This is a genomic window from Georgenia phoenicis (assembly GCF_047302425.1).
Lineage (GTDB): Bacteria > Actinomycetota > Actinomycetes > Actinomycetales > Actinomycetaceae > Oceanitalea.
In genome coordinates this window covers 457,565-482,602 of sequence record NZ_CP154855.1, presented here as the reverse complement: position 1 = coordinate 482,602, position 25,038 = coordinate 457,565, and the positions used below count along the sequence as shown (strand labels likewise).

The window sequence follows — 25,038 nt, the reverse complement described above, 5'->3', positions numbered from 1 at the left end:
GCCCGGCCTCAGCGCAGGACGAGCGGGACGACGGCGTAGCCGCCGACCGGGGGCAGCTCGCGCTCGCGCGGGCGGTCGGGGTCCGCCTCCACGGCCGTCGTCGCGGCGAGGACCGCGCGGGTGAGGGCCCGCAGCTCGAGGGTGGCGAGCGGGCGGCCGGGGCACACGTGGCGCCCGATGCCCCACACGAGGTTGTAGGGCGCGTTGCGCTCGGGCGCGAACTCGTCGGGGTCGCCGAAGACGCGCGGGTCACGGTTGGCCGCGGTCCAGCTGAGGTGGACGCGCTCCCCGGCGGCGATCTCCCGGCCGCCGAGGGTGACGGCCTCGGTGGTGACGCGGCGGTTGGAGACGAAGGGGTCGTCGATGCGCAGGATCTCGTCGAGGACGGCGTTCAGCTCCCGGTCGGAGACCCCCGAGCGCAGCCGGTCCTGCAGCGCCGGGTGGTCGGCGAGGTAGGCGAGGACGACACCGGCGCACAGCGCCATCGAGCCGAGGTCCCCGCCCGTCCAGTTCCGCAGCACCGAGACGATCTCCTCGTCGGTGAGCGGCCGGCCCTCCACCCGCTCGCGCACGAGCTCGGTCGTCACGTCCGCGGGGGCCGCGTCCCCCGCGGCGCGCCGCGCGTCGGTGAGGGAGCGGATGATCGCGTCGAAGCGGGCGGCGACCTCGGCGGTGCGGGCACGGTCGCCCGAGCGGGTCGCGGCGTGGTTGTCGGCCACCCACCCGAGCAGCTCGTCCTCGAGCTCCGCCGGCCAGCCGAGCCAGGCGCACTGGGCCCGCACCGCGAAGCGCGCGCCGAGCGCGACGGCGTCCACCCGCCCGGGCACGTTCAGCCCGGCGACGACCTGCGCCGCCACGCCGGCGACCACCGGCTCGGCGGCGGTCATCCGCTCCGGGGTGAAGTAGCGCTCGACGACGGCGCGGAAGGCGGTGTGCGTCGGCCCGTCCAGGCCGTTGGGGACCTGGAGGAAGCGGGAGACACCGTTGGAGAAGGTGCGGTCGTCGAGGGCCGCGGCGGTGACGTCGGCGTGGGAGAAGAGTGTCCAGTCCCCGGCGGTGCCCCGCGCGACGGGGCAGCGCTCGCGCATCTCGTCGTAGGCGGCGAGCGGGTCGCTCAGCACCCGGGTGCCCCGCGGGTTCCAGTCGGTGGCCGGCACCTCCTCCCGCTGTCCGGTGCTGATCTCGTCCGTCGGGAGGTGCTCGGTCATCCCCCCATCCTGCACCCGCGCGGCCGCGGGCCCGCTCAGCCGAGCTGCTCGAGGGTGTCCGCGACGTCGACGAGGACGTCGAGGTAGCGGTCGAGCTCGGTGAGGAGCGGCTCGCCGGGCAGCCAGCCGACGACGACGCCCTGCTCGGCCCGCACCGACATCCCGCTCGGCGAGCGGTCCCGCAGCCAGGCCCCACCCTCGGTGCCCAGCTCCTCGGCCGGGACGCCGTCCGTCATCAGCTGGGCCACCGGCACGCTCGCGCGCAGCTCGACGGTGACGACGTGGGTGACCCCGGCAGCCGTCTCCAGGCGGAAGGAGCTCGCCTCCCGGCCGCGGTGGGGCCCGGTGACCGCGTCGTCCACGTCGCGCTCGGGGGCCGTGAAGGGCGGGCACTGCCAGCGGCCGAGCACCTCGGGCGCGGCGCCGAGCACCCGCCAGCCGCGGGGCGCGGCCCATACCTCCAGCCGCTCGGTGCGGCGCACGGCGCTGCCGAGCCGGCGACGGGAGCGCGCGAGGAGCAGCGCGGGCACGGCGACCACCGCGACGAGGAGGAGCAGCGCGAGCGTCTCGTTCACCGTGCCCCCAGCACGGCGACGTGCTCGGGCAGCACCCGCACGCCCACGCTCTCGGGCACCGGGCCGTCGGCCGGCACGCGGAGCACCGCGCCCTGGCCGTCGGGGAGCGTGACGTCCAGCTCCTTCTCGCCGCGGCGCACCCGCCACCCGCGGACGGGCAGGGGTGCGCCGTCGTCGTCGGGGACGAGCGCCCGCGGCCCGAGGGCGAGCCGCACCGGCCCGCTCCCCGCGTTGGGGGTGGCGACCGTCCCGAGCGGTCCGCGCACCCCGCCGTCGACGGCGACGGCGTCGACCACCGGCCCGTAGCCGAGGAAGCGGGCCACCTCCTCGCCCGCCGGTGCCCGCCACAGGCGCTCGGGCGTGTCCGCCTGGAGCACGTGGCCGCGCGCCATGACGGCGATCCGGGTGGCGACGGTGAAGGCCTCGTCCTGGTCGTGGGTGACGTAGACGGCGGTGGTGCCGGCGGCGTGGATGATGTCGCGCAGCTCGCCGGCGAGGTGCTCGCGCAGCGAGCGGTCCAGGGAGGACAGCGGCTCGTCGAGCAGGAGGAGGCGGGGGCGCGGGGCGAGCGAGCGGGCGAGGGCGACGCGCTGCTGCTCGCCGCCCGAGAGCGTCGTGACCGGCCGGGCCCCGTAGCCGGCGAGGCCGACGAGCTCGAGGAGCTCGGCCACCCGGTGCTCGCGGTCGGCGCGGGGCAGCGCGCCCAGCCCGTAGCCGACGTTGCCGGCGACGTCTCGGTGCGGGAAGAGCTGGCCGTCCTGGAACATCAGCCCGAAGCCGCGCCGGTGCACCGGGATGCCCTCGAGGTCCTGCCCGTCCCAGCGCAGCCGGCCGGCGGCCAGCGGCTCGAGCCCGGCGACCGCCCGCAGCAGCGAGGACTTCCCGCAGCCGGAGGGGCCGAGGAGGGCGAGCACCTCACCGGCGGGGACGTCGAGGTCCACCCCGTCCACCGCCGTCGGGCCGCCGGGGTAGGTGACGACGACCCCGCGCGCCTCCAGTCCGCTCACCACGTGCCCATCCTGTCTCCTCGGAGGCGTTCGGCGAGCATCATGACGCTCGCGGTGAGCACGGCGAGGACGACCGAGGCCGCCAGCGCCATGCCGTAGTTCTCGGCGCCCGGGCGCCCGATGAGCCGGAAGACGACGACCGGCAGCGTCGGGGTCTCCGGGCGCGCGAGGAAGGCGGTCGCGCCGAACTCCCCGAGGGAGACGGCGAAGGCGAAGCCGACCGCCAGGCCCAGGCCACGTAGGAGGAAGGGGCCGTCGACGGTCGCCAGCACCCGCCCGGGTGCGGCGCCCAGCACGGCGGCCGCCTCCCGCAGCCGCGGGTCGATCGCCCGCAGCACCGGCAGCACGGTCCGCACGACGATCGGGACAGCGACCACCGCCTGCGCGATCGGCACGATGACGGGTGAGCCGCGCAGGTCCAGCGGCGGGGAGTCGAGCGTGACGAGGAAGCCGAAGCCCACCGTCACGGCCGACACCCCGAGGGGGAGCATGAAGACGGCGTCGAGCACCCCCAGCGCCCGCCGTCCCCGCGGCGAGCGCGGCCGCCGGGAGACGACGAGCGCGACGAGCGTGCCGACGACGACGGCGAGGACCGTCGCGTCGACGGCCGCCCGCAGCGAGTTGAGGGTCGCCTCCCACACGGTGACGGTCAGCGCGTTGGCGCCGCCCGTCGTCGCCAGCCGGCGGAAGTTCTCCAGCCCCCAGCCCTCCGGGGTGCGCAGCGAGCCGGCGAGGAGGTGGGCGAGCGGCAGGACGAGCAGGCCGAGGACGACGACGGCGGTGACGACCACCGCCGGCACGTCCGGTCCCGGCCGCCCGGGGCCGCGCAGCCGGAGGGGGTGGGTGGCCGTGCGGTCCGTGCGCAGGTGCAGGGAGCGGTCGTAGCGCCGCCGGGCGCGCGAGGCGATGAGCAGCGCCGCGCCGACGACGGCGAGCTGGAGCACCGAGAGCACTGCCGCCGCGCGCAGGTCGAGGAACTGCGTCGTCTGGACCCAGACCTCGGTCTCGATCGTGCCGTAGCGCGGCCCGCCCATCGTGAGGACGAGGCCGAAGGAGGTCGCGCAGAAGAGGAAGACGACGGCGCCGGCGGAGAGGACCGCCGGGGCGAGCGCCGGCAGCGTGACCGTGCGGAACGCGCGCCACGGGGAGGCACCGAGGCTGCGGGCGGCCTCCTCGGCGCGCGGGTCCAGCCGCTCCCACAGCGCGCCCACGGTCCGCACGACGAGGGCGTAGTTGAAGAAGACGAGTGCCGCGACCACCGCCGCGAAGGTCCTGTCCAGGCCGAGGAAGCCCAGCGGGCCGGTCTCGACGAGCAGTGAGCGGAACGCGACACCGACGACGACCGTGGGCAGCACGAAGGGCACCGTGATGAAGCCGCGCACCAGCCGCCGTCCGCGGAAGCGGCAGCGGTACAGGACGTAGGCGCCGGGCAGGCCGAGCAGGAGCGCGGCGGCCGTCGCGGTCAGCGACTGCCCGACGGTGATCCCGATGACCCGCCACGTGCGCGGGCGGGAGAGCACCTCACCGATGCCACCGAGGTCGAGCGCGCCGTCGGGCAGGAAGCCGCGGGCCACCATGGTGGCGACCGGCCAGAGGAAGAAGACCGAGAGGAAGGCGAGCGGCACCCCCGCCGCGAGCGCCCAGCCCAGGGCGCCCGCGGGGCTCGTCAGCCGACGACGATCTCGGTCCACGTCTCGATCCAGCGGTCCCGGTTGTCGGTGATGGCCTGCGGGTCCACCTCGTGGGGCGCCGGGCTCACCGGGGCGTGGTCGGCCCACGCCTGCGGCAGCGAGACGCCGGGGAGCACCGGGTACATGTACATGGAGCCGGGGATGTCGGCCTGGACCTCGGGCGAGAGGAGGAAGTCGACGAACTCCTGGGCGCCCTCGACGTTCTCGGCGCCGGCGAGCACGCCCGCGTACTCGGTCTGGCGGAAGCAGGTGTCCAGGAGGGCGCCGGTGCGCGGCGCGGAGCCGTTCTCGGGCACCTCCGCGGCGGGCGAGGAGGAGTAGGACACGACGAGGGGCCGCGGCCCGGCGCCCTCGGAGCCGGAGAAGTCGACGTAGTACGCGTCCGACCAGCCCTCGACGACCCGCACCCCGTTGGCGGCGAGGTCGCGCCAGTACTGCTCCCAGCCGTCCTCCCCGAAGGCGCCGACGGTCGCGAGGAGGAAGGCCAGCCCGGGCGACGACGTCGCCGGGTTGGTGACGACGAGCAGGTCGGCGTAGGCCGGGTCGGTGAGGTCCTCGAGGGTCTGCGGCTCGGCGAGGCCCTGCGCGCTGAACCACTCGTGGTCGACGTTGACGCACACGTCGCCGAAGTCGACGGCGGTGAGCCGGTCGTCCAGCACCGTCCCGGTCGCGTCCGGGGAGCGGTAGGGCTGGAGCACCCCGGCGGCGCGCGCCGCGAAGGAGTTGTCGATGCCGTAGACGACGTCGCCCAGGGGGTTGTCGCGGGTGAGGACGAGCTGGTTGACGAGCGCTCCGCCGTCGCCGGGGGTGATGTGCTCGACGGTGTAGCCGGTGCGCTCCTCGAAGTCGGCGAGCAGGCCGTCGCTCAGGTGGAAGGAGTCGTGGGTGACGACGCGCAGGACGTCCTCGTCCTCCTCCTCCCCGGTGCCCGTCGTGGCGCTGCAGGCGGCGAGGGCGAGGGTGGCGGCCAGCCCGAGGGCGGCGGCGCGGGTGCGGTGGGTGGTCATGGCTCCTCCTCAGGTGCAAGGAGGGGTCCGGGTACGGGTGGTCCCGTCCCGGGGAGAGAATCCCGACTTCCTTCGCCGGTGCTAACCGGAGCAGGTTCGAGGGTCTGCGGCCTCGCCGCACTCTCAGCACCGTCCGGTGCTCCCCTGTCGTTCGCCACCGATGCTACCGCGGGACCAGGTGTGCGTGCCGCCACGCCCCCCGTTAGGTTTGTCCCCAGCCCTCAAGGACGGAGTGACATGGACATCGGGTGGAAGATCGTCAGCACCGGGTCGGCAATCCTCGCCGGCGTTCTCGCCAACAAGATCCTCGACATCGGGTGGAAGGCCGTCACCGGCCACGAGCCCCCCGGTGACGACAACGACGACCCCGCGGTCAGCCTCACCGAGGTCGTCGTCTTCGCCGCCGTCAGCGGCGCCGTCATCGGGCTCAGCCGGCAGCTGGCGCAGGCCGGCGCGGCGAAGTGGTACGGCGGGCCGGTGGAGAAGAAGTCGCCCAACCCGGTCACCGGGCCGTAGTCAGCCCCCCGCGGGCGAGGTGCCGCGCTCGTCGCGGCCCTCGTCCGTGCCGGCGGCGGCCTGCTCGCGCTCCAGCTCGAGGCGGTCGAGCTCGTCGAGCTTCTCCGCACGCTCGAGGTCCTCGGTGAGCTCGTCGACGACGAGCAGCGAGTGCTCGATCTTCCCGGTGCGGTAGCCGGCCCGGCTGAGCATGTGCGCCGAGATCGGGCCCGTGACGAGCTGGAAGGCGACGACGAGCAGCAGGGTGATCCCCGCCGTCACGCTGCGCAGCTCGATGCCCAGCCCGGTCATGAGCAGCATGAGCCCGAGCACCTGCGGCTTGGTCGCCGCGTGCATGCGGGAGAGCAGGTCGGGGAAGCGGAGGATGCCGAGGCCCGCGACGAGCGCGAGCAGCGCCCCGCCGATGAGCAGGGCACCGGCGACGACGTCGAGGACGGTGTCGGGGCTCATCGGTCCCTCCTGCGGTGTTCCTCGTCGTCGTCGGACTCGACGGAGACGATGACCGCCCCGCTGTCCTCGTCCTCGTCGTCGGTCGGGGAGTCCTCCCCCTCCGCCTCGCGCCGCGCCAGGATGTCCTCGAGCTCGTCCTTGGTGAGGATGCGGCCCTCCTCGGCCGACTCCGCCGCGGCGAAGCGGGCGATGGAGACCGAGCCGATGAAGCCGACGAGCGCGAGGACGATGAGGACGGGCACGAGGTCGCCGCGCTTGGTGGCCGCGGCAATGAGGGCGACCGTACCGATGAGCACGGCAGTGGTGACGTCCACCCCGAGGATGCGGTCGAACATGCTCGGCCCGCGCTCCACCCGGGACAGCGCCATGACCGCTGCGGCCAGGAGGATGACGAAGCAGATGATGTAGACGACGGTCACGACTCCTCCTCCCGCCGCGCGTCCATGTCCGCATCGACCCGGTCCCCCGAGCGGCTGCGGAGCTTGCCGGCGCGCGCGGAGCTGCCCGGCGCCAGCCCGGCCTCGATGAGCTCCTCGCGGCTGCCGAAGGCACGCAGGATGCGCTCCTCCTGGTCGAGGACGGCCTGGTGGGCCCGCTCGAGCCCGCCGTGCATCTCGACGTCGAGGATGTGGTGGTAGAGCGTGCCGGTGATGCGGTGCGCCTCGATGACGACGGAGCCCGGGACGAGGGACGTCATCCCGGCGACCATCGTGAGGTAGACGTCGTTGTGGCTGCGCAGCCGCACCCGGATGACCGCTCCCCGCGGCGGCTCGCGGCGCACCGCCAGCGCCGCGACCTCGACCGAGGCCTTGACGACGTCCCAGAGGAAGTAGGCGAGGAGCAGGACGACACCCCAGGGACGGAAGCGGCCGTCGAAGGGCGTCGTCGGCAGGGGCAGCACCGCGGTGACGAGGACGGCCAGGAAGGCGCCGATGACGACGTTCGCGAGGCTGAGGTCGCCCCACAGGGCGACCCACACGACGGTGAGCCACAGGAGCACACCCCAGTTCGCGCGGGGCCGGAAGCGGTGGCGCGGCCGGTGCTCGGTCGGCTGGTGGTCGGCAAGCTGCGGGCTCACGGAACCTCCTCCCGGGTCTCCTGCTCCTCGCTGATCTGACCCGACTCGCCGTTGCGCTCGGCCTCCTCGGTGAGGTCCGAGGACTGGCCGGAGCCGCGCATGCCGTCGGGCAGCACCGTCGTGATGTACGGAGTCTGCGCCCGCAGGTCGCGGGCCGCGCGGTCGGTGTAGTCGAACAGCGGCCCGGCGACGACGGTGAAGGCGAGGGACATCGCGACGAGCGCGGCGGTGGGTCCGACCATCGAGCGCGGGGTCGTGGTGTCGGGCAGCGGCTCGGGCGCCTCCTGCCAGAAGGCCTGGTTCCACGCCTTGCTCACCGCGTAGAGGGTGAGGAGGCTCGTGACGAGTGCGGCGGCGATGAGCGTCCAGTCCAGCGCCCCGCCCCGCTGCGCACCGGCCTCGATGAGCCCGACCTTGCCGAGGAACCCGGACATCGGCGGGATGCCCGCGAGGTTCATCGCCGGGACGAAGTAGAGGATCGCGAGGAGCGGGGCCACGCGCGCGAGAGACCCGAGCTTGGCGAGGGACGTCGTGCCACCCCGGCGCTCGATGAGTCCCGCGACGAGGAAGAGCGCCGTCTGGACGGTGATGTGGTGGACGACGTAGAAGATCGCGGCGGACAGCCCCGCCTCCGTCGACGTCGCCACGCCCCACACCATGTAGCCGATGTGGCTGACGAGGGTGAAGGACAGGAGTCGTTTGATGTCCTGCTGGGCGACGGCGCCGAGGATCCCGATGACCATCGTGAGGAGCGCGAGGACCATGAGGACGTCGTCGGCCCGCCCGTCGGGGAAGAGCAGCGTCTGGGTGCGGATGATCGCGTAGACGCCGACCTTCGTCAGCAGGCCGGCGAACACCGCCGTCACGGGCGCGGGCGCCGTCGGGTAGGAGTCGGGCAGCCACGCGTGCAGCGGGAAGATGGCCGCCTTGATCCCGAAGGCCACCAGCAGCATGAGCTGGAGGACCAGCTGGGTGCCCGGGTCGATCTCCCCGATCCGCTGGGACAGCTGGGCGAGGTTGACCGTGCCCGTCGCGGCGTAGACGAGGGCGATCGCGGCGAGGAAGAGGATCGAGGAGAGGATCGAGACGACGATGTAGACGGTGCCCGCCCGCACCCGCTCGCGGGACCCGCCGAGCGTGATGAGGACGAAGCTCGAGACGAGGAGGATCTCGAAGCCGACGTAGAGGTTGAACAGGTCGCCGGTGAGGAAGGCGTTGGAGACGCCCGCCGAGAGGATGAGGTAGGTCGGGTGGTAGATCGCCACCGGGGCGCCCTCGTCGCCGTCGGCGTTGCCCTGGGCCAGGGAGTACAGGAGCACCCCGAGCGTGACGGCGACCGAGACGACGAGGAGGAGCGCGGAGAGTCGGTCGGCGACGAGCGCGATGCCCACGGGCGCCGCCCACCCACCGATGTCCACGGCCATCGGCCCGTCGTTGACGAGGACGAGCAGCGCGATCGCGACGCCGAGGACGGTGGTGAGCGCGGCGAGCGTGACGATGCGCTGGACGTGCGGGAAGCGGGCGAGCGCGAGCGCCAGCCCCGCTGCGACGAGGGGGATGAGGACGGGCAGCGGCAGGAGGAAGCTCATCGCAGCTCCTCGTCGTCCAGGCCGATGCCCGGACGGCGGCGGTTGCCACCCTCTCGGCGGGGCAGGACGAGCGTCTCGTCCCGGGACAGGGCGGCGTCCTCGGCCAGCGTGGTGCCGGCGTCGTCCGTGCTGCGGGCGGGCACGACGTTGCTCTCCGCGAGGCGGACGATCCGGCGGTCCTCGAGGTCGTCCTGCACCTCGTCGTGGCCGTTGAGCTGCCAGGCGCGGTAGGCGACCGACAGGAGGAAGGCAGTGAGCCCGAGGGTGATGACGATGGCCGTGAGGACCATGGCCTGCGGGAGCGGGTCGCTCATGTTCTCCGGGGCGGTCGTCCCCACGAGCGGGGGCCCGCCGGCGCGGCCGCTGGCCACGAGGAACATGACGTTGACGCCGTTGGAGATCATCGAGATGCCGATGATGATGCGCGTGAGACTGCGCTCGAGGAGGAGGTAGACGCCGGCGCCGACGAGTACCCCGACGAGGAGCACGAGGGCGAGGCTGGGGGACGTGTCGATCATCGGGGGCCTCCGTCCGTGGGGCGAGGGCTCGCCACCCAGCCGGCGGGCGCGGCCTCGGGGGCGGCGTCGTCGGCGGTGACCTCCGGGGAGTCGAAGGGCACGTCGGGCGCGACGTCACCCTCGCGCTCGCCCTGGCGGTCGACCTCCGCCCCGAGGGTGCGGAGGATGTCGAGGACGAGTCCGACGACGACGAGGTAGACGCCGACGTCGAAGAAGATCGTCGTGACGAGCTTGAGCTCGCCCATCGGGCCGAGGTCCGCCTCGACGAGCGCCGACTGCAGCACGTCACCACCGAGGAACAGCGGGATGGCGCCGGCGCCGGCGGAGAGGAACAGTCCGGTGCCGAGGATCCAGCCGGCCTGGACCGGCAGCGCCTCGCCCAGCTCGTAGCGGCCACCCGCGAGGTAGCGCACGGTGAGCGCGATACCGGCGATGAGACCGCCTGCGAAGCCACCACCGGGCTGGTTGTGCCCGGCGAAGAGCAGGTAGAGGGAGAAGATCACCATCGTGTGGAAGACGAGTCGCGTGCCGACCTCGAAGATCACCGAGCGCCGCTGTGGCGCGAGGGTCGGGATCGCGCTGAGCCACTGGCGCCCGCGGCCGGCGGGGCCGCCCGCCTCCTCGCCGCGCGTGGTGAGCCGGCGGTAGAGGCTGACGTTGCGGTCGGGCACCGGCGTCTCCCAGACCCTGGCCTGCTGCGGGTCACTGAGCTTGGTCGCGCGGTCGATCTTGCTCGCCCGCGCCCGGAGGAAGATGAGGGAAGCGACGCCGGTCGCGGCGGCGAGGAGCACGGAGATCTCGCCCATGGTGTCCCACGCGCGGATGTCGACGAGCGTGACGTTGACGACGTTGCGCCCGTACCCGTACTCGTAGGCCTCCTCGGCGAAGTCGACGGAGACGGGGGTGTGGATGCGGGAGCCGGCTGCGACCATCGTGAGCCCCGCGGCGGTGATGCCGACGAGGACGCCGAGCGCGGCCCGCCACCAGCGGGAGGCGGCGAGCGGGCGGTTGGAGAAGTAGGCGGGCAGCCGGCGCAGGACGAGGATGAAGACGACGAGCGTGATCGTCTCGACGAGCACCTGGGTGAGCGCGAGGTCGGGGGCGCCGTGGATCTCGTAGAGCAGCGCGATCCCGTAGCCGGAGACACCGAGGAGGAGCACGGCCTTGAGCCGGCGGCGCGCACGGGCGGCGAGGAAGGCCGCGAGCGCGACGACGGCGACGACGGCGGCCTGCACCCCGCTGTCCCACAGCCGCACGTCCGCCGGGAAGGTGCCGAAGGCGATGGCCGCGCCGCCGGCGAGGGCGATGGTCACGGTGAGGATGATCGACAGGTAGGCGGGCAGCGAGCCGCGCTGGGTGTAGGCGGTGACGTCGGCCGCGAAGCGCTCGGTCCCGCGGATGATGCTGCGGTAGACGCCCGCGGCGCCGTCGAACTCCCACAGCGCACCCTGGAGGCGCTCGACGGGCGCCCGCCACAGGAACAGGACGAGGCCGACGGCGACGACGAGCAGCGTGAGGTACAGGGCCGGGCCGAAGCCGCCCCACAGGACGAGGTGGCCCGGCTCGCCGGGGTAGGTGTCGGCGTACGGGGCGAGCACCCGCTCGACGCTGCCGGGCAGGAAGCCGACGACGACGCCGGCGACGGCGAGCACGGCCGCCGGGGTGACGATGAGGCGCGAGGTCCGCTGCGCCTCGGAGAGCTCGACGCCGGGCTTGCTCGCGAAGGCGCCCCACATGAAGCGCATGCCGTAGGCGAAGGTGAGGATCGAGCCGAGGACGACGAGGACGAGCGCCGCGGTGCCCAGGCCGCCCTCCGTGTGGAGCAGCGACTCGAGCGCCGCCTCCTTCGCGACGTAGCCGAGGGTGACGGGCAGGCCGACCATCGACGCCGTCGCGAGGGCCGCGGACGCCGCCGTCAGCGGCATGCGGCGGGCCAGGCCGGTGAGCTCGCGGAGGTCGCGCGTGCCGACCGACCAGTCGATCGTCCCGACGACGAGGAAGAGGCTCGCCTTGAACAGGGCGTGCGAGGCGAGGAGCGCGAGGCCGGCGAGCGCGACGGCGCGGTTCCCGAAGCCGACGAGCAGGACGATGAAGCCGAGCTGGCTCACCGTGCCGAAGGCGAGGAGCAGCTTGAGGTCGTGCTGGCGGAGGGAGCGGTAGCCGCCGAGCAGCAGCGTGCCGCCGCCGAGCAGGAGCACCGTCCAGCGCCACAGGGGCACGTCGGCGAAGCCCGGGGCGAGGCGGGCGACGAGGTAGACGCCGGCCTTGACCATCGCCGCGGCGTGGAGGTAGGCGCTGACCGGGGTGGGCGCGGCCATCGCGGACGGCAGCCAGAAGTGGAAGGGCAGCAGCGCCGACTTCGTCACCGCACCGAGGAGGACGAGGGCGATCGCGACCTCGACGAGCGTGCCGCTCGGCGGGGCGGCGACGAGCTCGCTCAGCGAGTAGCTGCCGCCGTCGACCTCGCCGAGGGCGATGAAGCCGGCGAGCATCGCCAGGCCGCCGAAGGTCGTGAGGACGAGGGCCTGCACGGCCGCCCGCCGGGAGCTCTGCCGGTCGTGGTAGTGCCCGATCAGCAGGAAGGAGGTGATGGTCGTGAGCTCCCAGAAGACGTACAGGAGCAGGGTGCTGTCCGTCGTCACCAGGCCGAGCATCGAGCCCGCGAAGGCGACGAAGACGCCCGCGAACCGCCCCAGCCCCTGGGCCGTGGCGGAGAAGTAGGCGGCGCAGTAGACGAGGACGAGCGCACCGATCCCGCCGACGAGCAGCACCATGAGCCAGGACAGCGTGTCGAGGCGGAAGCTGAGGTGCAGGTCCAGTGCCGGCACCCACGAGACGTCGACGGCCGGGTGGTCACCGCGCAGGACCGCCGAGCTCTGGGCGACCGCCCAGGCGGCCGCCGAGGCGGGGACGAGGGCGAGGACGAGGAAGAAGCGCCGGCCCCACAGGCGCATGCACGCAGGAGCGACCACAGCCACCACGAGGTGGAGGATCAACAGCTGCAGCACCGGCGGCTCCGTACGTTGTCGTCGTCGGTCAAGGGTCCACGCCGGCCGTACCCACGCAGAACGTCCCGCACGTGAGACACGCGACGGGGACACAGGCACTGTACCAACCGGTCGGGGCGACCACCCGACGCGGGCACTGAGGAACGACTCACAGCGAAGCGGTTGTGACGCGATTGTGCAGAAGCCGGGAGATTCCGCTGCTTCCGCGTCGTTTCGCCGCTGTCATTCGTCGGCCGCCTCGCCCCGGCGTGACGTTTCGGGAGGCGCGCTGACGCGATCGGGACCACCCTGGACAAGTGCCTCGACGACCCCGAGGCCGGATCAGCACCGAAGGGACTGAACCACATGACCGAGGACTTCACCCGCCCCGCGGGAGACCCACAGGCACTTGGCCAGGACACCGGAGCCCCGGGACGGCCGCCCGTCGGACCCCCTCCGCCGGTGGCCCCGCCCGCACCGGTGACCCCGCCGCCGCCCGGCGCACCCGCGCCCGTCGGCACCGGCCCCGCCCACCTCGCGCAGGACGACGACGGTGGCGGCGCCAAGGAGGCCGCCAAGGAGGAGGCCGCCAAGGTGGCCGGCAGCGCCAAGGAGCAGGCGGCGAACGTCGCCGGCACCGCCAAGCAGGAGGCCAAGCAGGCCGTCGGTGAGGCCAAGCGCCAGGCGCAGCAGCTCTACCGGCAGGGCACCTCCGAGCTGTCCTCCCAGGCCGGCACCCAGCAGGAGCGCCTCGCGAGCGGCCTGCGGTCCTTCTCCACCGAGATGAACCAGATGGCCGACAGCACCGAGGAGCCCGGCATCGCCACGAACGTGGCCCGCTGGGCCTCCCAGGTGGCCGACGACGCCGGCCGCTGGCTCGAGGACCGCGACCCCGCCGACGTGCTCGACGAGGTGGGCCGCTACGCCCGCCGCCACCCCGGCACCTTCATGCTCGTCGCCGCCGGTCTCGGCCTCGCGGCCGGCCGCATCGCACGCAGCCTCAAGGACATGGGAGACGACGACGGCCCCTCCGGCTCGTCCACCTCGTACACCGGGGGCACCTCCACCGGCTCGGGCCAGCTGGGGACCACCGGCACGACCACGACCCCCGTGGGCTACTCGACGGGCACGAGCCCGCTGAGCGGCACCGGCACCCCGCCGCCGCCCATGCACACCTACGGGACGGACAGCGGCACGAGCACCGACCAGCCGGGCGGGCTGCGATGACTACACCCCCCGGCCACACTCCCCCCGCGGGGGCTCCGGGCGCGAGCCCGTACGTGCCCCCGGCCGCGGGCACGAGCCCGCCGCCCGAGGACGCGAGCCTCGGTGACCTCATCGGCAACATCACCGAGGACTTCTCCACGCTGGTCCGCCAGGAGATGGAGCTCGCCAAGGCGGAGATCTCCCAGACCGTCAGCAAGGCGGGCAAGGGCGCGGGCATGTTCGGCGGCGCCGGCCTCGCCGGCTACTTCACCCTACTCTTCCTCTCCCTCGCGCTCTGGTGGGCGCTCGGGGCGATGATCGGCGACGGCGACGCCCAGCCGGCCCTCGGCTGGTCCGCGCTCATCGTCGCCGTCATCTGGGCAGTGGTCGCCGCGGTCCTCGCGGTGACCGGACGCAAGGAGATCAAGCAGGCGGAGGGCCTGCCCCGCACCCAAGAGACCGTCAAGAAGATTCCGGACGCAGTGAAAGGACAGGACCACTGATGGCGACCAACGATCCCGATGCGATCCGTCATGACATCGAGCGCACCCGTCACGACCTCAGCCAGAACGTCGACGCCCTCGGCGAGCGCGTGAACCCGAGCAACGTCGCCCACCGCCAGGCCGACAAGGTCCGCGGCGCCGTCACCGACGCCAAGGACAAGGTCTTCGGCTCGGCCAGCGACGCCAAGGACAAGGTCTTCGGGTCCGCGTCCGACGCCGCCGACTCGGTGCGCGAGCGTGCGAGCCGGGCGGGCGGCATGGCGCAGGACGCGCCGCACCGCGTCAAGGACAAGGCCGAGGGCAACCCGATCGCCGCCGGGCTCATCGCCTTCGGCGCCGGTCTCCTCGCGGCGGGGCTCATCCCCTCCAGCCGCAAGGAGCGCGAGCTCGTGGGCGAGGCCCGCGAGAGCGACGCCCTCGCCAGGGCGACCGACGAGGTGAAGTCGGCCGCCCAGGACACCGCCGAGCAGCTCCGCGAGCCCGCTCAGCAGGCCGCCCAGGAGCTCAAGGAGACCGCCACGGAGGGCGTCCAGCACGTCCGCGAGGAGGGCACCGGGGCCGCGCAGGACGTCAAGTCCCAGGCTCAGGACTCCGCCGGGAACGTCCGCGATTCACGCTGACCATCCCGCACGCGCGCGGCGGCCCCCACCCGGGGGCCGCCGCGCCGTCACGTCTGGGGCAGGGCGACGAGGAAGGCGTCGTCGTCCACGACCTCCCCGCCGACGACGCCGTGCAGGGCGGCGGCGACCCGCTCGACGAGCTCGCGCACCTCGTCCCGCTGCCGGCGCAGCGCGAGCGGCGGGCGGGGGCCCAGCGCGAGGGCCGGCTCGTCCGGCCGCCAGCGCACCTCGTAGCTGATGACGCCGCCACGCGCCCACGGCAGTCCGCGCAGGACGACGGGGGTGTGCTCGTCGCCGGCGACGCTGACCTCGAGGAGCCCGCCGGCGACCGGGGCGACGTGCGCGTACCCGTCGACGACCTGCGGCTGGGCGAGGACGGCGGCGTCGAGGGCGTCCGCCTCGGCGTGCAGCCAGGCCCGCTCACCGTCGTCGAGGGCGTCGACGGCACGGGCCCGCTGGGGGCTGACATCGACCGAGAGACGGTCGGCGGCCTCCGTCACCTCGGGGACGTCGAGGGGCGCCACGCCGGGGAGGACGGGCGCGAGGACGCGGGCGCACGCGTCGGGCTGGAGCCACACGGTCGTGTGGACGGTGAGGTCGACGGCGGAGGCGGGGTCGGGGACGAGGACGGTGCCGGTCCCCGCGACGCGCAGCGCACCCGCCAGCCGGCGGGCCTGGGCGAGGAGGTGGTCGAGCACCCGGCGCTCCAGCCCCACGGGCTCACCCTCGGGGAAGGCGTCGAGCAGCCCGCCCAGGCCGCGCAGCTCCGGCGGCACGGGTGCGCCGCGCTCGATGGGGCAGCGCAGCAGCATGGCGGTGGCCGCCCAGGCCGGCAGGTCGAGCGCGGCGCGGACCCGCTCGTCCAGCCGCCACGGCCCGGTCAGCTGGGTGTCCCCCGTGATCCGCAGCGTCGAGGGGCCCAGCCAGCCGGCGTCGTCGAAGTGCGAGAGGGCGAGCGCCTCGACCTCCTCCGGCGCGACCTCCTCGGACAGGACGAGCAGGTGCCGCGGCTCGGCCAGGGCGCGGTCGAGGACCGGCAGCTGCTCGTCCATCAGCCCAGGGGGATGCGGTTGAAGCCGAGGTGGGAGCGGGAGGCGGTGGGACCGCGCTGCCCCTGGTAGCGCGAGCCCTGCGCCCCCGAGCCGTAGGGGTGCTCGGCCGGGCTGGAGAGCTGGAAGAAGCACAGCTGCCCGATCTTCATGCCCGGCCACAGCGTGATCGGCAGGGTGGCCGTGTTCGACAGCTCGAGGGTGACGTGCCCGGTGAAGCCCGGGTCGATGAAGCCGGCGGTCGAGTGGGTGAGCAGGCCGAGGCGACCGAGGGAGGACTTGCCCTCGAGGCGTGCCGCGACGTCGTGGGGCAGCGTGACGAGCTCGTAGGTCGCGCCGAGCGCGAACTCCCCCGGGTGGAGGACGAAGGGCTCGTCCGGGGCGACCTCGACGAGACGGGTGAGCTCGGACTGGTCCTGCGCGGGGTCGATGACCGGGTAGCGGTGGTTGTCGAAGAGCCGGAACCACCGGTCGAGCCGGACGTCGATGCTGGCGGGCTGGATCATCGCGGGGTCGTACGGGTCGAGCTGGACGCGCCCGCCCTCGATCTGGGCCCGGATGTCACGGTCGGAGAGAAGCACGCAGCGATTGTGCCTCACGAACGCACAACGGCCAGCCCGTCGGGGCCGGCCGTGCAGTGGAGCGGGTGACGGGAATCGAACCCGCGCCGTCAGCTTGGGAAGCTGAAGTTCTACCATTGAACTACACCCGCGTGACAGCGTCCGAGCCGCTGCCGGAGTCGAGTATAGCCACCGGCGCGGCGGGTTCGTAAACCGGCTCCTCGGGCACCGCTGCTCGACGGGTGGAACACGGACGGCTCCCGTACCGTTGACCCACTGTGAGCACCCAGCAGGACGACCATCCACTTCCCCCTCTCGTCACCGACGAGCTGGACGTCCTCAGCCGCGCCCGGCAGCTGCTGCGCAGGACCACCCCGGGCGACGGCATGGCGTCCATCCTCGAGCTCGACTCCGACTCCGCCCAGCGTGAGCAGGCGCGCCGCCTCCTCGTCGGCGGGGTCGAGGAGCTCACCGGCCTGCGGCTCGGTGAGCTGCAGGCGCTCACCGCCGTCGCCGAGGGCGCCGACCACTATCGCACCGTCGCGCGCGTCACGGGTCAGGCCGACGCCGCCGCCGAGGCCACCGTCGCCGGCCTCGTGCGCCAGGGCCTGCTCGGCCAGCACCACCACCCCAACGAGCCGAACGCGGACGCCAAGCCCACGCTCGTGCACCTCACCCCCAAGGGCGAGGCCGTCCTCGTGCAGTCCGAGGCCATCCGCATCCGTCTGCTCGACACCGTCGCGCAGACGCTCGGCGACCCGGAGCTCGAGCTCATGCGGGTCGCCGCCGACGCCCTCAACCTCGGCGCCCACCGCGAGCTGCCGCGGCAGATCGGCGGCACGCCGGCCGCCTCCTAGGCCTCAGCGCACGCCCAGCCCGCGGCCGGTGCGCACCCGCCGCCCGGGCGGACGGGCCCGGTCGAGGACCGGGGCGAGGATCCGGGCCAGCTCGGGGACGTCGTCGGGGGCGATGGCGTCGAAGACGAGCTCGCGCACGTCGCGGACGTGGGCGGGGGCCGTCTGCTCGACCTTCGCCAGCCCGGCGTCCGTCAGCGTGGCGATCCGGGCGCGCGGGTTGAGCGGGGAGCGCTCGCGCACCACCCAGCCGTGCCGCTCGAGGCGGGTGAGGACGTGGGAGAGGCGCGACAGGGAGCCCGAGGTGAGCTCGGCCAGCTCGCTGAGCTGGAGGGTCCGATCCTCCTGCTCGGAGAGCATGGCCATGACCATGTACTCGTAAAAGGTGATCCCGGCGTGCTGCTGGAGGCGGGTGTCCAGGGCGCCGGGTAGCGTGGTGACGAGCTCGGAGATGGTCAGCCAGGTCTCCCGCTCCACGGGGGTCAGCCAGCGCGGCTCCGTCATGGGGTCTCACCTCTCATAGTTGATCGTTCAAGTATCGGCCCTGGCCGGGTGCCTGTCAACGCAGCAGCTCCCCCAGCCGGCCCGCCGCCACCCAGCCGGCCGCGGCCAGGACGACGGCGAAGCTCAGCGTCCACAGCGGCGCCGGCAGCCGCGTGAGCCGGGCGAGCACGGCGGGGTCCGAGGCCCGGTCCGGCGTGCGCACCACCGCACCCAGGTGGCGCCAGGACCCGAGGAGGAGGACGACGCCCGCCGTGAGGAGCACCAGCCCCTGCACCCGCTCGGCGGCCGCCCACCACAGCCACCCGGCAGCCGCGGCACCGGCGAGCAGGACCGCGACCGTGTAGACCGAGCGGGAGCGGAGCAGCCCCAGCCCGAGGAGGACGGCCACGGCGAGGGTCACCGGACCCGCCCAGCCGGTGGTGCCGGCGAGGACGAGCCCGAGGCCGACGATCGCCGGGGCCGGGTAGCCGGCCCACGTCGTCGCGACCAGCCCCGGGCCACGTGCGGGGCCGACGGTGACCGCGTGGCCGGACATGTCGGGCCGCAGCACCAGCCCGGTGAAGGAGCGCCCGACGAGCACGCCGACGACGGCGTGACCGAGCTCGTGGACGACCGTGACGACGACGCGCAGCAGCCGCCACAGCGGGCGCACCGCCACGACGAGCACACCGGCCGCGAGCGCCGCCCACACGAGGGGATCCGGCACGCCGAGCGCGGCGAGCGGCGGGCCCGGGCGCAGGCGCTCGAGCACCGCCGTCCACAGCTCGGCGAGGTCCATCCCGCCATCGTGCCGTGCCCGCTGCCCCGGCGGTAGCGTGCGCTCGTGCCCCCCGACAGCCCCCCTCCCGCCGACAGTACAGTTCCCGCCGACAGTCCAGTTGTCGCCGACAGTACAGTTCCCGCCGACAGTACAGTTCCCGCCCCGCGGCTCGTCGTCGCCGCCGCGGTCGTCGACGACGTCGCGCGGCCGGCCCGGCTCCTCGCCGCCCGCAGGTCCGCCCCCGCCGACCTGGCCGGCCGGTGGGAGCTGCCCGGTGGCAAGGTCGAGCCCGGGGAGGACCCGGTGGCGGCGCTGCACCGCGAGCTGCGCGAGGAGCTCGGTGTGCGCGTGGACCTCGATGAGCTCCTCGCGGGACCGCTCGACGGGGACTGGCCGATCACCGCGACGCTGCGCCTGCGCGTGTGGCTCGCGGCGCCCGCGGACGGCACCCCGCGGCCGCTGCTCGACCACGACGAGCTGCGCTGGGTCGGCGCCCGCGACTGGGAGGAGCTGCCCTGGCTACCGGCGGACCTGCCGGTCGTCGCCGCACTGGGGCTGCGCGACTGAGCTCACATCCGCCCGACGCACCACAGCCGCTGGCCGCTCGGGAAGCGATCCCCGCAGGTGTCGCCGAACTCCTCGTACTCCGAGCCCACCGGCGACTCGAGGTAGAGGTCGTCGCAGGCCTGCGCCTCACCCGCGGCGCACGAGTCCCACAGCCGGTCGAGGTGGGGGTCGTCGCCGTAGGCGCGTCCGCCTCCCACGAGGCCGATGAGCGCGAGCACGACGAAGGCGAGAGCGGCCAGCACGACCACCGCTCCGACGACGACCGCCACGACCACCCCGGGCCGGCGGCGCGGGGCGGGCAGCTGGTAGGCGTAGGCGTCGAGGGGTGAGCCCGTGGGGCCGGGGGCCGGCGCGTAGGGGTTGCCGGGCGCGTAGGGCTGCGGGGCCGCATACGGCTGCGGGGCCGCGTACGGCTGTGCGGGCGGGTAGGGCGAGGGCTGGGCGGGCTGCCCCAGCCCCGGGCCGGCGGGCGGCGTCCACGGGCCCTGCGGCGGACCCGTCGGCGGTCCCGGCTGGCTCATCGCCCGGCCTCCTCGTGGACGAGCCCGACCACCCCACGCAGCCGCGCGACGTCGATCTGCCCGGGCGCGGACGCGCGGTCGACCGCCCCGAAGGTGACAGCGGAGCCGAAGACCTCCCCGCACAGCCGGCTCACCAGACCCGGCGCCCCCATCGCCATCGTGACGACCGGGACGTCGAGCTCCCGCTCCGCCGTCCACGTCGCCTCGAGCAGGGCGATGACGTCGAGCGGGCCGCGCGCGGTGACCGCCATCTTGACGATGTCCCCACCGGCCGCGGCCATGGCGGCGAGCCGGTCGGCGATCTCCGCGGCGGGCGGGGTGCCGGTGACGTCATGGCTCGAGACGAGCACGCGCACGCCGGCCTGCCGGGCGCGGTCGACGAGCCCGGGCAGCACGGTCCCGCGCGCGAGCTCGAGGTCGACGGCGTCCCCGGCACCGCCGTGGAGCAGCTGGGACACGGCGGCGGCATAGGCGCCGTCGTCGAGGACCACCGCGCCGCCCTCCTCCGCGCTGCGCACGGTGAGGAGCAGGGGCGTGGCGCCGAGGGGTGCGCGCAGCGCCGTCGCGGGCTGGGCGAGGTCCGCACCGGGGCGGGCGGCGAGGAGGTGGTCGGCGCGCCACTCGGCGATGTCCACCCCGGCGGCGACCACCCGGCCGGCCTCCGCGACGAGCGCCTCGGGATCCGCCGAGCTCAGCGAGGCCGCGATCTTCACGCGCCCCTGCCCGACCGCCACGTCACGCAGCCGCACGACGCCGCTCATCGCCACCTCTTTCGCTCGGTCCGCACGCACCCTACCTCGGCGCGAGCGCGCGGGTCCGCCGTCGTCAGGGGGCCAGGGAGGGGACGGGCAGGCCGAAGCGCTGGCGCAGGGCACGCCGGGCGGCGTGCCAGCCGTTCATGCCGTGGACCCCGGGGGCGGGCGGGGCCGACGAGGAGCAGAGGTACACACCGGGAATGCCGAGGGAGTAGGGGTCCCAGCGGCCGGTGGGGCCCCCGAGGACGCGGCGCATCGTCACGGCGCCACCGGCGATGTCCCCGCCGGCGAGGTTGGCGTTGTGCTCGACCATCTGCGCCGCGGGCACGCTCACGCTGTCGACGACGACGTCACGGAAGCCGGGGGCGAAGCGCTCGATCTGCCGGGTGATGGCCTCGGTCATGTCGACGTCGGAGCCGGCGGGCACGTGCGCGTAGGTCCACAGCGGCCGCAGTCCACCCTGCTCGCGGCCGGGGTCGGCGACGGCGGGGTCGGACAGGAGCACGCTCGGGTTCTCCGGCATGATGCCGCGGGCCACCTGGGTCTCGGCGGCGGTGACCTGCTCGCGGCTGCCGCCGACGTGGACGGTGAAGGCCTGCCCGACCTCGGGCACCGCCCAGGGCACGGGCCCGCTGAGGACGAAGTCGACCTTGGCGGCACCGCCGCCGCGCGGGGCGGTGCGCAGGCGTCGCGCGATGGCGGCGGGCATCCGGTCGCCCCAGATGCCCGCGGCGACGCGGGGCGTCGTGTCGAGTAGGTAGGTGCGGGCCCGGGCCATGTCGCGCCACGAGCGCACGCGCACGCCGGTGCGGATCTCCCCGCCGTGGGCGCGGAGGTCGGCAACGAGCGCGTCGACGAGGGCCTGGGAGCCACCGACCGGGATGCGCCAGCCCACCCCGTGGGCGAGCGTGCCGAGCATGAGCGCGACCCCGGCGGGGGCGAGGTTGGGCAGTGGGGCGATCGCGTGGCCGGCGACCCCGGTGACCATCGCGGGGGCGACGTCGCTGCGGAAGGGCAGGTTCCACAGGTGGGTGCCCTGGGTGAGGACGCGCAGGCCGAAGGCGACGGCGGCGCGCATGCCGCTCACCGAGCGCAGCTCGGGCGGGATGCTGCGCATGTCCCCGAGCGTCGCACCGACGACGGCCTGGGAGTCGCGCATGAGCGGCGCGAAGAGCCGCCGCCAGGCCGGCCCGTCGGGCCCGAGGCCGTCGACGGTGCGCTCGAGGTCGCGCCAGGCGAGGCCGGCGCGGCCGCCGTCGAGCGGGTGGGCGTAGGACAGCTCGGGGGTGACGAGCTCGACCCCGCGGGCCTCGAGGTCGAACTCGGCGAGGAAGGGACTGGCCGTGGCGAGCGGGTGGACGGCGGAGCACACGTCGTAGCGCAGCCCGTCCGCGCCGGGCAGGTCGAGGGTGCGGGCCCCGCCACCGATCGTGGACTCGGCCTCCATGACGACGACGCCGAGCCCGGCCCGCGCCATCGTCACCGCCGCTGCCAGCCCGTTGGGCCCGGATCCCACGACGACGACGTCGGTCGTCTCCCTCGCTGTCGGCACCATCTCAGTCTGCACCCCCGCCGCCCGCGCCGCAGGTCCTTCCCGCGCCGGGCGAAGCGCAGGTGGGACGGCTACCAGTTCTGGCCGCCGCCGAAGCCGCCGCCGCTCCGCTCCTGCTCCTCCTGCCGGTCGCGCTCCGCGTCGCGGTTGCGCTCCTCGAGCTCCTCGCGGCGCGGATCCTCGCTGGGCTCCTGAGTGGGCTCCTCCGTCGGCTCGTCGCTCGGCTCGTCGGTGGGCTCGTCCGTCGGCTCGTCGGTGGGCTCGTCGTCCGGCTCGCCGGGCGGCTGCTCGCTCGGCTCCTCCTGCGGCTGCTGCTGGTCCTCGCGCGCCTGCTCCTCCTTGTCCTTCTGACGCTCGGAGCTCTCTTCGTTCTCCTGGGAACTCGTGCAGGGCGCGATGACCTCCTGCGCCTCGGCGAAGTAGGTCTCGGCCATGCCGGGGTCCGCGTCGTCGGTGGCTGCGACGTCGCCCATCGCCTCGATGGCGAGGGAGAGGTTGGTCCGCACCCGGCACTCGGGCGACTCGGGCGCCTTGCTGCCCTCCGGTCCGCCCGGGAGCGGCCCGGCCTCCGGGACGCGCTCGAGCGCGACGCGCAGGTCCTCGACGGCGAGGAAGTGCTCCTCGGCCCGGTACCGGGCCGTGCCGCTGTTGAACCAGGCTTTCCACTGCTCGGCGACGCCGGTCCAGCGCTGCTGGGCCTCGTACTGCCGCGCCGCCTCGGGGAAGCGCTGGGCGTCGTACTCGCGCGTGCCCAGGACGTTGCCGAGCACGGTCCCGACCAGCAGGGAGCCGGCGACGAGGAAGGCCAGCACCACCGGCGCCGACCCCGCGAGCAGCCGGCGACGACGGCGCAGGTGGCTGGGCAGCGGCGGCCGCGCCTCGCGACCGGGCCGGGCTGCGTCGTCGGCGCTCATGCGGCGCTCCCCTCTCGGCGGCCGGTGAAGGGTCGCGGGAACCGGCGGGCCAGGTACCAGGCCTCCCAGGCGAGGAGGACCGCGAGGACGGCCGCCGCGGGCCAGTACACGTCCTCGTAGACGGACACCTCGCGGCGCCCGTCCTGCGCGGCGATCGTCTCGGCGTCGATGTCGGCCACGAGCCCGCTGACGTCGGTGGGCGCGGTGCGGTGGGTGTAGTCGATCCCGAGCTGCTCGGCGACCCTCCGCAGCTGGGTCTCGTCGATGCGCGAGACGGCGGGCGGGGAGTCGGGCTGGGTCTCGTCGAGGATCCACGGCGCGTCGGTCCCGGGACCGGTCCCCTCGGTGCCGTCGTAGTAGCGCATCCGCCCACCCTCGGGCGTGCCGTAGCCGAGCACCCCACCGCCGTCGACGAGCGGGGCGAGCTCCTCGTAGGACTGCGGCTCGCTGTCCCCCGCGCCGTCGCCGCGGGTGTTCTCGCCGTCGGAGAGGAGGAAGACGATCCGCACGTTCTCCGGGTTGCGCTCCGCCGCGCCCTCGAGGGCGCTGCGCAGCGCGGGCAGCGGGCGGTCGACGGCGGAGCCGGCCGAGTAGTAGGTGATCTCCTGGACGAGGGTCTCCGCCCAGGTCCGCACGGCGCGCGCGTCGGTGGTGAGGGGCAGCTGGCGGGCGGCCTGGGAGTCGAAGGTGATGACGGAGTAGCGGGCGCCGGGCATCGCCTCGACGAGCGCCTCGACGTCATGGCGCACGCCGTCCAGGCGCGGGCGTCCGCCGTCGTAGTCCTCCGCGGCCATGGAGCCGGTGCGGTCGACGACGAAGAACATCTCGACGTTGGTCGCGACCGTCGTCGTCGTGCTCGGGACGGCGGGGCCCAGCGCGACCACGGCGAGCGCGAGGACCATGCCGCCGCGGCGCAGCCAGGCGGCGAAGGTGCCGTCCTCGCTGTGCCGGGCGCGCACGGCGGCGAGGACGCAGACGACGAGGAGCGGCAGGAGGACCAGGGCGGTGACCCACAGCGGCCACGCGAGACGCAGGATCATGAGCGCAGCCTCCACGCGGCCAGGACGAGACCGGCGACCCCGGCGACGGCGAGCCACAGGACGGTCTCGGGGCGGTCGGTGACGACGACCTCCGGGTCGGCGTCGAGCTCGACGGCCTGCTGGGAGGCGATGTCCTCGATGATCGCGTCGACGGCGCCGGGGTCGTCGGCGTTGTAGACCAGCCCGCCGTGCCCGGTGATCGCCTGCCGATAGGCCTCCTCGTTCTCCGCGGAGTAGGACTCGTCAGAGGAGGCGAACAGGCCGTAGAGGCGGATGTCGCGCTCGGCGGCGAGGTCGGCGGCCTCCTGGAGGCTGAAGATCGGGTCGCCGAGCACCTGGTTGTCCGTCGCGATGATGATCGAGCGCGAGCGCTCGGTGTCGGTCTCGTCGAAGGCGTAGGCGCAGGTGGCCAGCCCGTCGCCGACGAGGGAGGAGGAGTTCGGGTCCAGCGACATCGTGCCGGAGACGAAGTCCTCGAGCCGGTCGAGCGCCTCGGGCGCGAGGAGGAAATCGTCGAGGTCGACGTCCAGGGCCCGGCCCGCGGCGTCGAGCTCGTCGGTGACGAGCGCGTAGTCGTCGGTGAGCGGGAAGACGGTGCGGGAGGTGGAGTTCCACACCGACAGGGCGATGCGCTCGCCGTCGAAGCTCTCGACCATCTCGGAGAAGGTCTGGACGATCTCGGTGTCGAACTCGATCATCGAGCCGGACACGTCGAGGCACAGGACGATGTCGCGGGTGGCGAGGACCTCGGCGCGCACGTCGCGGTCCGCCGGGCGCGCGAGCAGGAGCGCGGAGCCGAGCGCGGCGACGAGCGTGAAGACGCCGACGCCGCCCAGGGCCACCTGGTACAGGCGCATGCGCCGGCGGTAGGTGGGCAGGCGCCGCAGGTAGGCGGTGTTGGCCACCCAGCGCACCGAGCGGGTCTCGCGGGCGCGCCGCGGCCGGAACCAGCCGAGGACGGCGGCGACCAGCACGAGCCCGAGGGTGACGGGGATGAGCCACGCCAT

27 protein-coding genes, 1 tRNA gene and 1 riboswitch are annotated in these 25,038 nt (G+C 74.4%); of the genes, 6 read left to right on the top strand and 22 right to left on the bottom strand.

The features are described from left to right. Nucleotides 1-8 precede the first annotated feature (8 nt). Genes AA0005_RS02410 through AA0005_RS02390 form a run of 5 tightly spaced genes read right to left on the bottom strand, consistent with a single transcriptional unit; the run spans nucleotide 9 to nucleotide 5,488 of the window. Nucleotides 9-1,208 (bottom strand): cytochrome P450, encoded by a 1,200-nt coding sequence (locus AA0005_RS02410; RefSeq protein WP_413451835.1) that lies wholly within the window; start codon nucleotides 1,206-1,208, stop codon nucleotides 9-11. Between the two features lie 35 nt (nucleotides 1,209-1,243). Beyond that, a complete protein-coding gene (locus tag AA0005_RS02405) occupies nucleotides 1,244-1,783 on the bottom strand; it encodes a hypothetical protein (protein ID WP_413451834.1) in 540 nt (179 codons plus the stop codon). Then, nucleotides 1,780-2,793, bottom strand: coding sequence for an ABC transporter ATP-binding protein (locus tag AA0005_RS02400; protein ID WP_413451833.1), 1,014 nt, complete (start codon nucleotides 2,791-2,793; stop codon nucleotides 1,780-1,782). The genes AA0005_RS02405 and AA0005_RS02400 overlap by 4 nt, the downstream gene beginning before the upstream one ends. Next, nucleotides 2,787-4,481: an ABC transporter permease gene (locus tag AA0005_RS02395; protein ID WP_413451832.1), complete on the bottom strand. Its 1,695-nt coding sequence runs from the start codon at nucleotides 4,479-4,481 to the stop codon at nucleotides 2,787-2,789. The genes AA0005_RS02400 and AA0005_RS02395 overlap by 7 nt, the downstream gene beginning before the upstream one ends. Further along, nucleotides 4,457-5,488 carry a thiamine ABC transporter substrate binding subunit gene (locus AA0005_RS02390; protein ID WP_413451831.1) on the bottom strand — a complete coding sequence of 344 codons (1,032 nt, stop codon included), beginning with the start codon at nucleotides 5,486-5,488 and terminating at the stop codon, nucleotides 4,457-4,459. Before AA0005_RS02390 ends, AA0005_RS02395 begins: the two co-directional genes overlap by 25 nt. A 50-nt stretch (nucleotides 5,489-5,538) precedes the next feature. Beyond that, nucleotides 5,539-5,644: riboswitch (TPP riboswitch) on the bottom strand. Nucleotides 5,645-5,725: 81 nt separating this feature from the next. Here AA0005_RS02390 and AA0005_RS02385 point away from each other — a divergent pair. Further along, entirely contained in the window at nucleotides 5,726-6,004 is a 279-nt protein-coding gene (locus tag AA0005_RS02385; RefSeq protein WP_413451830.1) for a DUF4235 domain-containing protein, read from the top strand. Here AA0005_RS02385 and mnhG read toward each other — a convergent pair whose 3' ends face one another. Genes mnhG through AA0005_RS02355 form a run of 6 tightly spaced genes read right to left on the bottom strand, consistent with a single transcriptional unit; the run spans nucleotide 6,005 to nucleotide 12,647 of the window. Next, nucleotides 6,005-6,454, bottom strand: a complete 450-nt coding sequence (gene mnhG / locus AA0005_RS02380) for a monovalent cation/H(+) antiporter subunit G (protein WP_413451829.1) — start codon at nucleotides 6,452-6,454, stop codon at nucleotides 6,005-6,007. After that, a complete protein-coding gene (locus AA0005_RS02375; protein WP_413451828.1) occupies nucleotides 6,451-6,873 on the bottom strand; it encodes a monovalent cation/H+ antiporter complex subunit F in 423 nt (140 codons plus the stop codon). Before AA0005_RS02375 ends, mnhG begins: the two co-directional genes overlap by 4 nt. Continuing rightward, nucleotides 6,870-7,532 carry a Na+/H+ antiporter subunit E gene (locus AA0005_RS02370; RefSeq protein ID WP_413451827.1) on the bottom strand — a complete coding sequence of 221 codons (663 nt, stop codon included), beginning with the start codon at nucleotides 7,530-7,532 and terminating at the stop codon, nucleotides 6,870-6,872. The genes AA0005_RS02375 and AA0005_RS02370 overlap by 4 nt, the downstream gene beginning before the upstream one ends. Further along, nucleotides 7,529-9,121, bottom strand: coding sequence for a Na+/H+ antiporter subunit D (locus tag AA0005_RS02365; protein ID WP_413451826.1), 1,593 nt, complete (start codon nucleotides 9,119-9,121; stop codon nucleotides 7,529-7,531). The genes AA0005_RS02370 and AA0005_RS02365 overlap by 4 nt, the downstream gene beginning before the upstream one ends. Next, the gene (locus AA0005_RS02360) at nucleotides 9,118-9,639 is read right to left on the bottom strand and encodes a Na(+)/H(+) antiporter subunit C (RefSeq protein WP_413451825.1); all 522 of its coding nucleotides are present in this window, start codon (nucleotides 9,637-9,639) and stop codon (nucleotides 9,118-9,120) included. The genes AA0005_RS02365 and AA0005_RS02360 overlap by 4 nt, the downstream gene beginning before the upstream one ends. Continuing rightward, nucleotides 9,636-12,647, bottom strand: coding sequence for a Na+/H+ antiporter subunit A (locus tag AA0005_RS02355; protein WP_413451824.1), 3,012 nt, complete (start codon nucleotides 12,645-12,647; stop codon nucleotides 9,636-9,638). Before AA0005_RS02355 ends, AA0005_RS02360 begins: the two co-directional genes overlap by 4 nt. 441 nt (nucleotides 12,648-13,088) lie before the next feature. Here AA0005_RS02355 and AA0005_RS02350 point away from each other — a divergent pair, with 441 nt between their 5' ends. The 3 genes from AA0005_RS02350 to AA0005_RS02340 are packed head-to-tail and all read left to right on the top strand — an operon-like array spanning nucleotide 13,089 to nucleotide 14,955. Next, nucleotides 13,089-13,853 (top strand): hypothetical protein, encoded by a 765-nt coding sequence (locus tag AA0005_RS02350; protein WP_413451823.1) that lies wholly within the window; start codon nucleotides 13,089-13,091, stop codon nucleotides 13,851-13,853. Nucleotides 13,854-13,906: 53 nt separating this feature from the next. Further along, nucleotides 13,907-14,335 carry a phage holin family protein gene (locus AA0005_RS02345; protein WP_413451822.1) on the top strand — a complete coding sequence of 143 codons (429 nt, stop codon included), beginning with the start codon at nucleotides 13,907-13,909 and terminating at the stop codon, nucleotides 14,333-14,335. Further along, nucleotides 14,335-14,955 carry a DUF3618 domain-containing protein gene (locus tag AA0005_RS02340; RefSeq protein WP_413451821.1) on the top strand — a complete coding sequence of 207 codons (621 nt, stop codon included), beginning with the start codon at nucleotides 14,335-14,337 and terminating at the stop codon, nucleotides 14,953-14,955. The genes AA0005_RS02345 and AA0005_RS02340 overlap by 1 nt, the downstream gene beginning before the upstream one ends. A 47-nt stretch (nucleotides 14,956-15,002) precedes the next feature. Here AA0005_RS02340 and AA0005_RS02335 read toward each other — a convergent pair whose 3' ends face one another. The 3 genes from AA0005_RS02335 to AA0005_RS02325 form a co-directional block, all read right to left on the bottom strand. After that, nucleotides 15,003-16,007 (bottom strand): hypothetical protein, encoded by a 1,005-nt coding sequence (locus AA0005_RS02335; protein WP_413451820.1) that lies wholly within the window; start codon nucleotides 16,005-16,007, stop codon nucleotides 15,003-15,005. Then, nucleotides 16,007-16,585, bottom strand: a complete 579-nt coding sequence (dcd, locus tag AA0005_RS02330; RefSeq protein ID WP_413451819.1) for a dCTP deaminase — start codon at nucleotides 16,583-16,585, stop codon at nucleotides 16,007-16,009. Before dcd ends, AA0005_RS02335 begins: the two co-directional genes overlap by 1 nt. Nucleotides 16,586-16,642: 57 nt before the next feature. Next, nucleotides 16,643-16,716: transfer RNA gene (locus AA0005_RS02325), tRNA-Gly, on the bottom strand. A gap of 126 nt (nucleotides 16,717-16,842) precedes the next feature. Between AA0005_RS02325 and AA0005_RS02320 the strand changes: the two genes are divergently transcribed. Next, nucleotides 16,843-17,421, top strand: a complete 579-nt coding sequence (locus AA0005_RS02320) for a hypothetical protein (protein ID WP_413451818.1) — start codon at nucleotides 16,843-16,845, stop codon at nucleotides 17,419-17,421. 3 nt (nucleotides 17,422-17,424) lie between these two features. Here AA0005_RS02320 and AA0005_RS02315 read toward each other — a convergent pair whose 3' ends face one another. Both AA0005_RS02315 and AA0005_RS02310 read right to left on the bottom strand, forming a co-directional pair. Next, nucleotides 17,425-17,922: a MarR family winged helix-turn-helix transcriptional regulator gene (locus AA0005_RS02315; protein WP_413451817.1), complete on the bottom strand. Its 498-nt coding sequence runs from the start codon at nucleotides 17,920-17,922 to the stop codon at nucleotides 17,425-17,427. 55 nt (nucleotides 17,923-17,977) lie between these two features. Further along, nucleotides 17,978-18,700 carry a M50 family metallopeptidase gene (locus AA0005_RS02310; RefSeq protein WP_413451816.1) on the bottom strand — a complete coding sequence of 241 codons (723 nt, stop codon included), beginning with the start codon at nucleotides 18,698-18,700 and terminating at the stop codon, nucleotides 17,978-17,980. A 45-nt stretch (nucleotides 18,701-18,745) separates the two neighbouring features. Here AA0005_RS02310 and AA0005_RS02305 point away from each other — a divergent pair, with 45 nt between their 5' ends. Then, the gene (locus AA0005_RS02305) at nucleotides 18,746-19,249 is read left to right on the top strand and encodes a (deoxy)nucleoside triphosphate pyrophosphohydrolase (RefSeq protein WP_413451815.1); all 504 of its coding nucleotides are present in this window, start codon (nucleotides 18,746-18,748) and stop codon (nucleotides 19,247-19,249) included. Between the two features lie 2 nt (nucleotides 19,250-19,251). On the opposite strand, the gene AA0005_RS02300 is transcribed toward AA0005_RS02305, so the two are convergent. The 6 genes from AA0005_RS02300 to AA0005_RS02275 form a co-directional block, all read right to left on the bottom strand. Next, nucleotides 19,252-19,770 (bottom strand): hypothetical protein, encoded by a 519-nt coding sequence (locus AA0005_RS02300; protein WP_413451814.1) that lies wholly within the window; start codon nucleotides 19,768-19,770, stop codon nucleotides 19,252-19,254. Further along, complete coding sequence (aroD, locus tag AA0005_RS02295) at nucleotides 19,767-20,531, bottom strand: type I 3-dehydroquinate dehydratase (protein WP_413451813.1); 765 nt, start codon at nucleotides 20,529-20,531, stop codon at nucleotides 19,767-19,769. Before aroD ends, AA0005_RS02300 begins: the two co-directional genes overlap by 4 nt. Before the next feature lie 64 nt (nucleotides 20,532-20,595). Beyond that, nucleotides 20,596-22,080, bottom strand: coding sequence for a phytoene desaturase family protein (locus AA0005_RS02290; protein ID WP_413451812.1), 1,485 nt, complete (start codon nucleotides 22,078-22,080; stop codon nucleotides 20,596-20,598). 68 nt (nucleotides 22,081-22,148) lie between these two features. Next, nucleotides 22,149-22,991: a PT domain-containing protein gene (locus AA0005_RS02285; RefSeq protein ID WP_413451811.1), complete on the bottom strand. Its 843-nt coding sequence runs from the start codon at nucleotides 22,989-22,991 to the stop codon at nucleotides 22,149-22,151. Continuing rightward, entirely contained in the window at nucleotides 22,988-24,031 is a 1,044-nt protein-coding gene (locus tag AA0005_RS02280) for a vWA domain-containing protein (RefSeq protein ID WP_413451810.1), read from the bottom strand. Before AA0005_RS02280 ends, AA0005_RS02285 begins: the two co-directional genes overlap by 4 nt. Continuing rightward, nucleotides 24,028-25,038: a hypothetical protein gene (locus AA0005_RS02275; protein WP_413451809.1), complete on the bottom strand. Its 1,011-nt coding sequence runs from the start codon at nucleotides 25,036-25,038 to the stop codon at nucleotides 24,028-24,030. Before AA0005_RS02275 ends, AA0005_RS02280 begins: the two co-directional genes overlap by 4 nt.

Excerpts from the sequence above, each read along its gene's own strand:
- AA0005_RS02410 (WP_413451835.1), bottom strand. The coding sequence starts at position 1,208 with ATGACCGAGCACCTCCCGACGGACGAGATCAGCACCGGACAGCGGGAG.
- AA0005_RS02390 (WP_413451831.1), bottom strand. The coding sequence starts at position 5,488 with ATGACCACCCACCGCACCCGCGCCGCCGCCCTCGGGCTGGCCGCCACC.
- AA0005_RS02385 (WP_413451830.1), top strand. The coding sequence starts at position 5,726 with ATGGACATCGGGTGGAAGATCGTCAGCACCGGGTCGGCAATCCTCGCC.
- mnhG (WP_413451829.1), bottom strand. The coding sequence starts at position 6,454 with ATGAGCCCCGACACCGTCCTCGACGTCGTCGCCGGTGCCCTGCTCATC.
- AA0005_RS02365 (WP_413451826.1), bottom strand. The coding sequence starts at position 9,121 with ATGAGCTTCCTCCTGCCGCTGCCCGTCCTCATCCCCCTCGTCGCAGCG.
- AA0005_RS02360 (WP_413451825.1), bottom strand. The coding sequence starts at position 9,639 with ATGATCGACACGTCCCCCAGCCTCGCCCTCGTGCTCCTCGTCGGGGTA.
- AA0005_RS02340 (WP_413451821.1), top strand. The coding sequence starts at position 14,335 with ATGGCGACCAACGATCCCGATGCGATCCGTCATGACATCGAGCGCACC.
- AA0005_RS02335 (WP_413451820.1), bottom strand. The coding sequence starts at position 16,007 with ATGGACGAGCAGCTGCCGGTCCTCGACCGCGCCCTGGCCGAGCCGCGG.
- AA0005_RS02315 (WP_413451817.1), bottom strand. The coding sequence starts at position 17,922 with ATGACGGAGCCGCGCTGGCTGACCCCCGTGGAGCGGGAGACCTGGCTG.
- AA0005_RS02310 (WP_413451816.1), bottom strand. The coding sequence starts at position 18,700 with ATGGACCTCGCCGAGCTGTGGACGGCGGTGCTCGAGCGCCTGCGCCCG.
- AA0005_RS02300 (WP_413451814.1), bottom strand. The coding sequence starts at position 19,770 with ATGAGCCAGCCGGGACCGCCGACGGGTCCGCCGCAGGGCCCGTGGACG.
- aroD (WP_413451813.1), bottom strand. The coding sequence starts at position 20,531 with ATGAGCGGCGTCGTGCGGCTGCGTGACGTGGCGGTCGGGCAGGGGCGC.
- AA0005_RS02290 (WP_413451812.1), bottom strand. The coding sequence starts at position 22,080 with ATGGTGCCGACAGCGAGGGAGACGACCGACGTCGTCGTCGTGGGATCC.
- AA0005_RS02285 (WP_413451811.1), bottom strand. The coding sequence starts at position 22,991 with ATGAGCGCCGACGACGCAGCCCGGCCCGGTCGCGAGGCGCGGCCGCCG.
- AA0005_RS02280 (WP_413451810.1), bottom strand. The coding sequence starts at position 24,031 with ATGATCCTGCGTCTCGCGTGGCCGCTGTGGGTCACCGCCCTGGTCCTC.
- AA0005_RS02275 (WP_413451809.1), bottom strand. The coding sequence starts at position 25,038 with ATGGCGTGGCTCATCCCCGTCACCCTCGGGCTCGTGCTGGTCGCCGCC.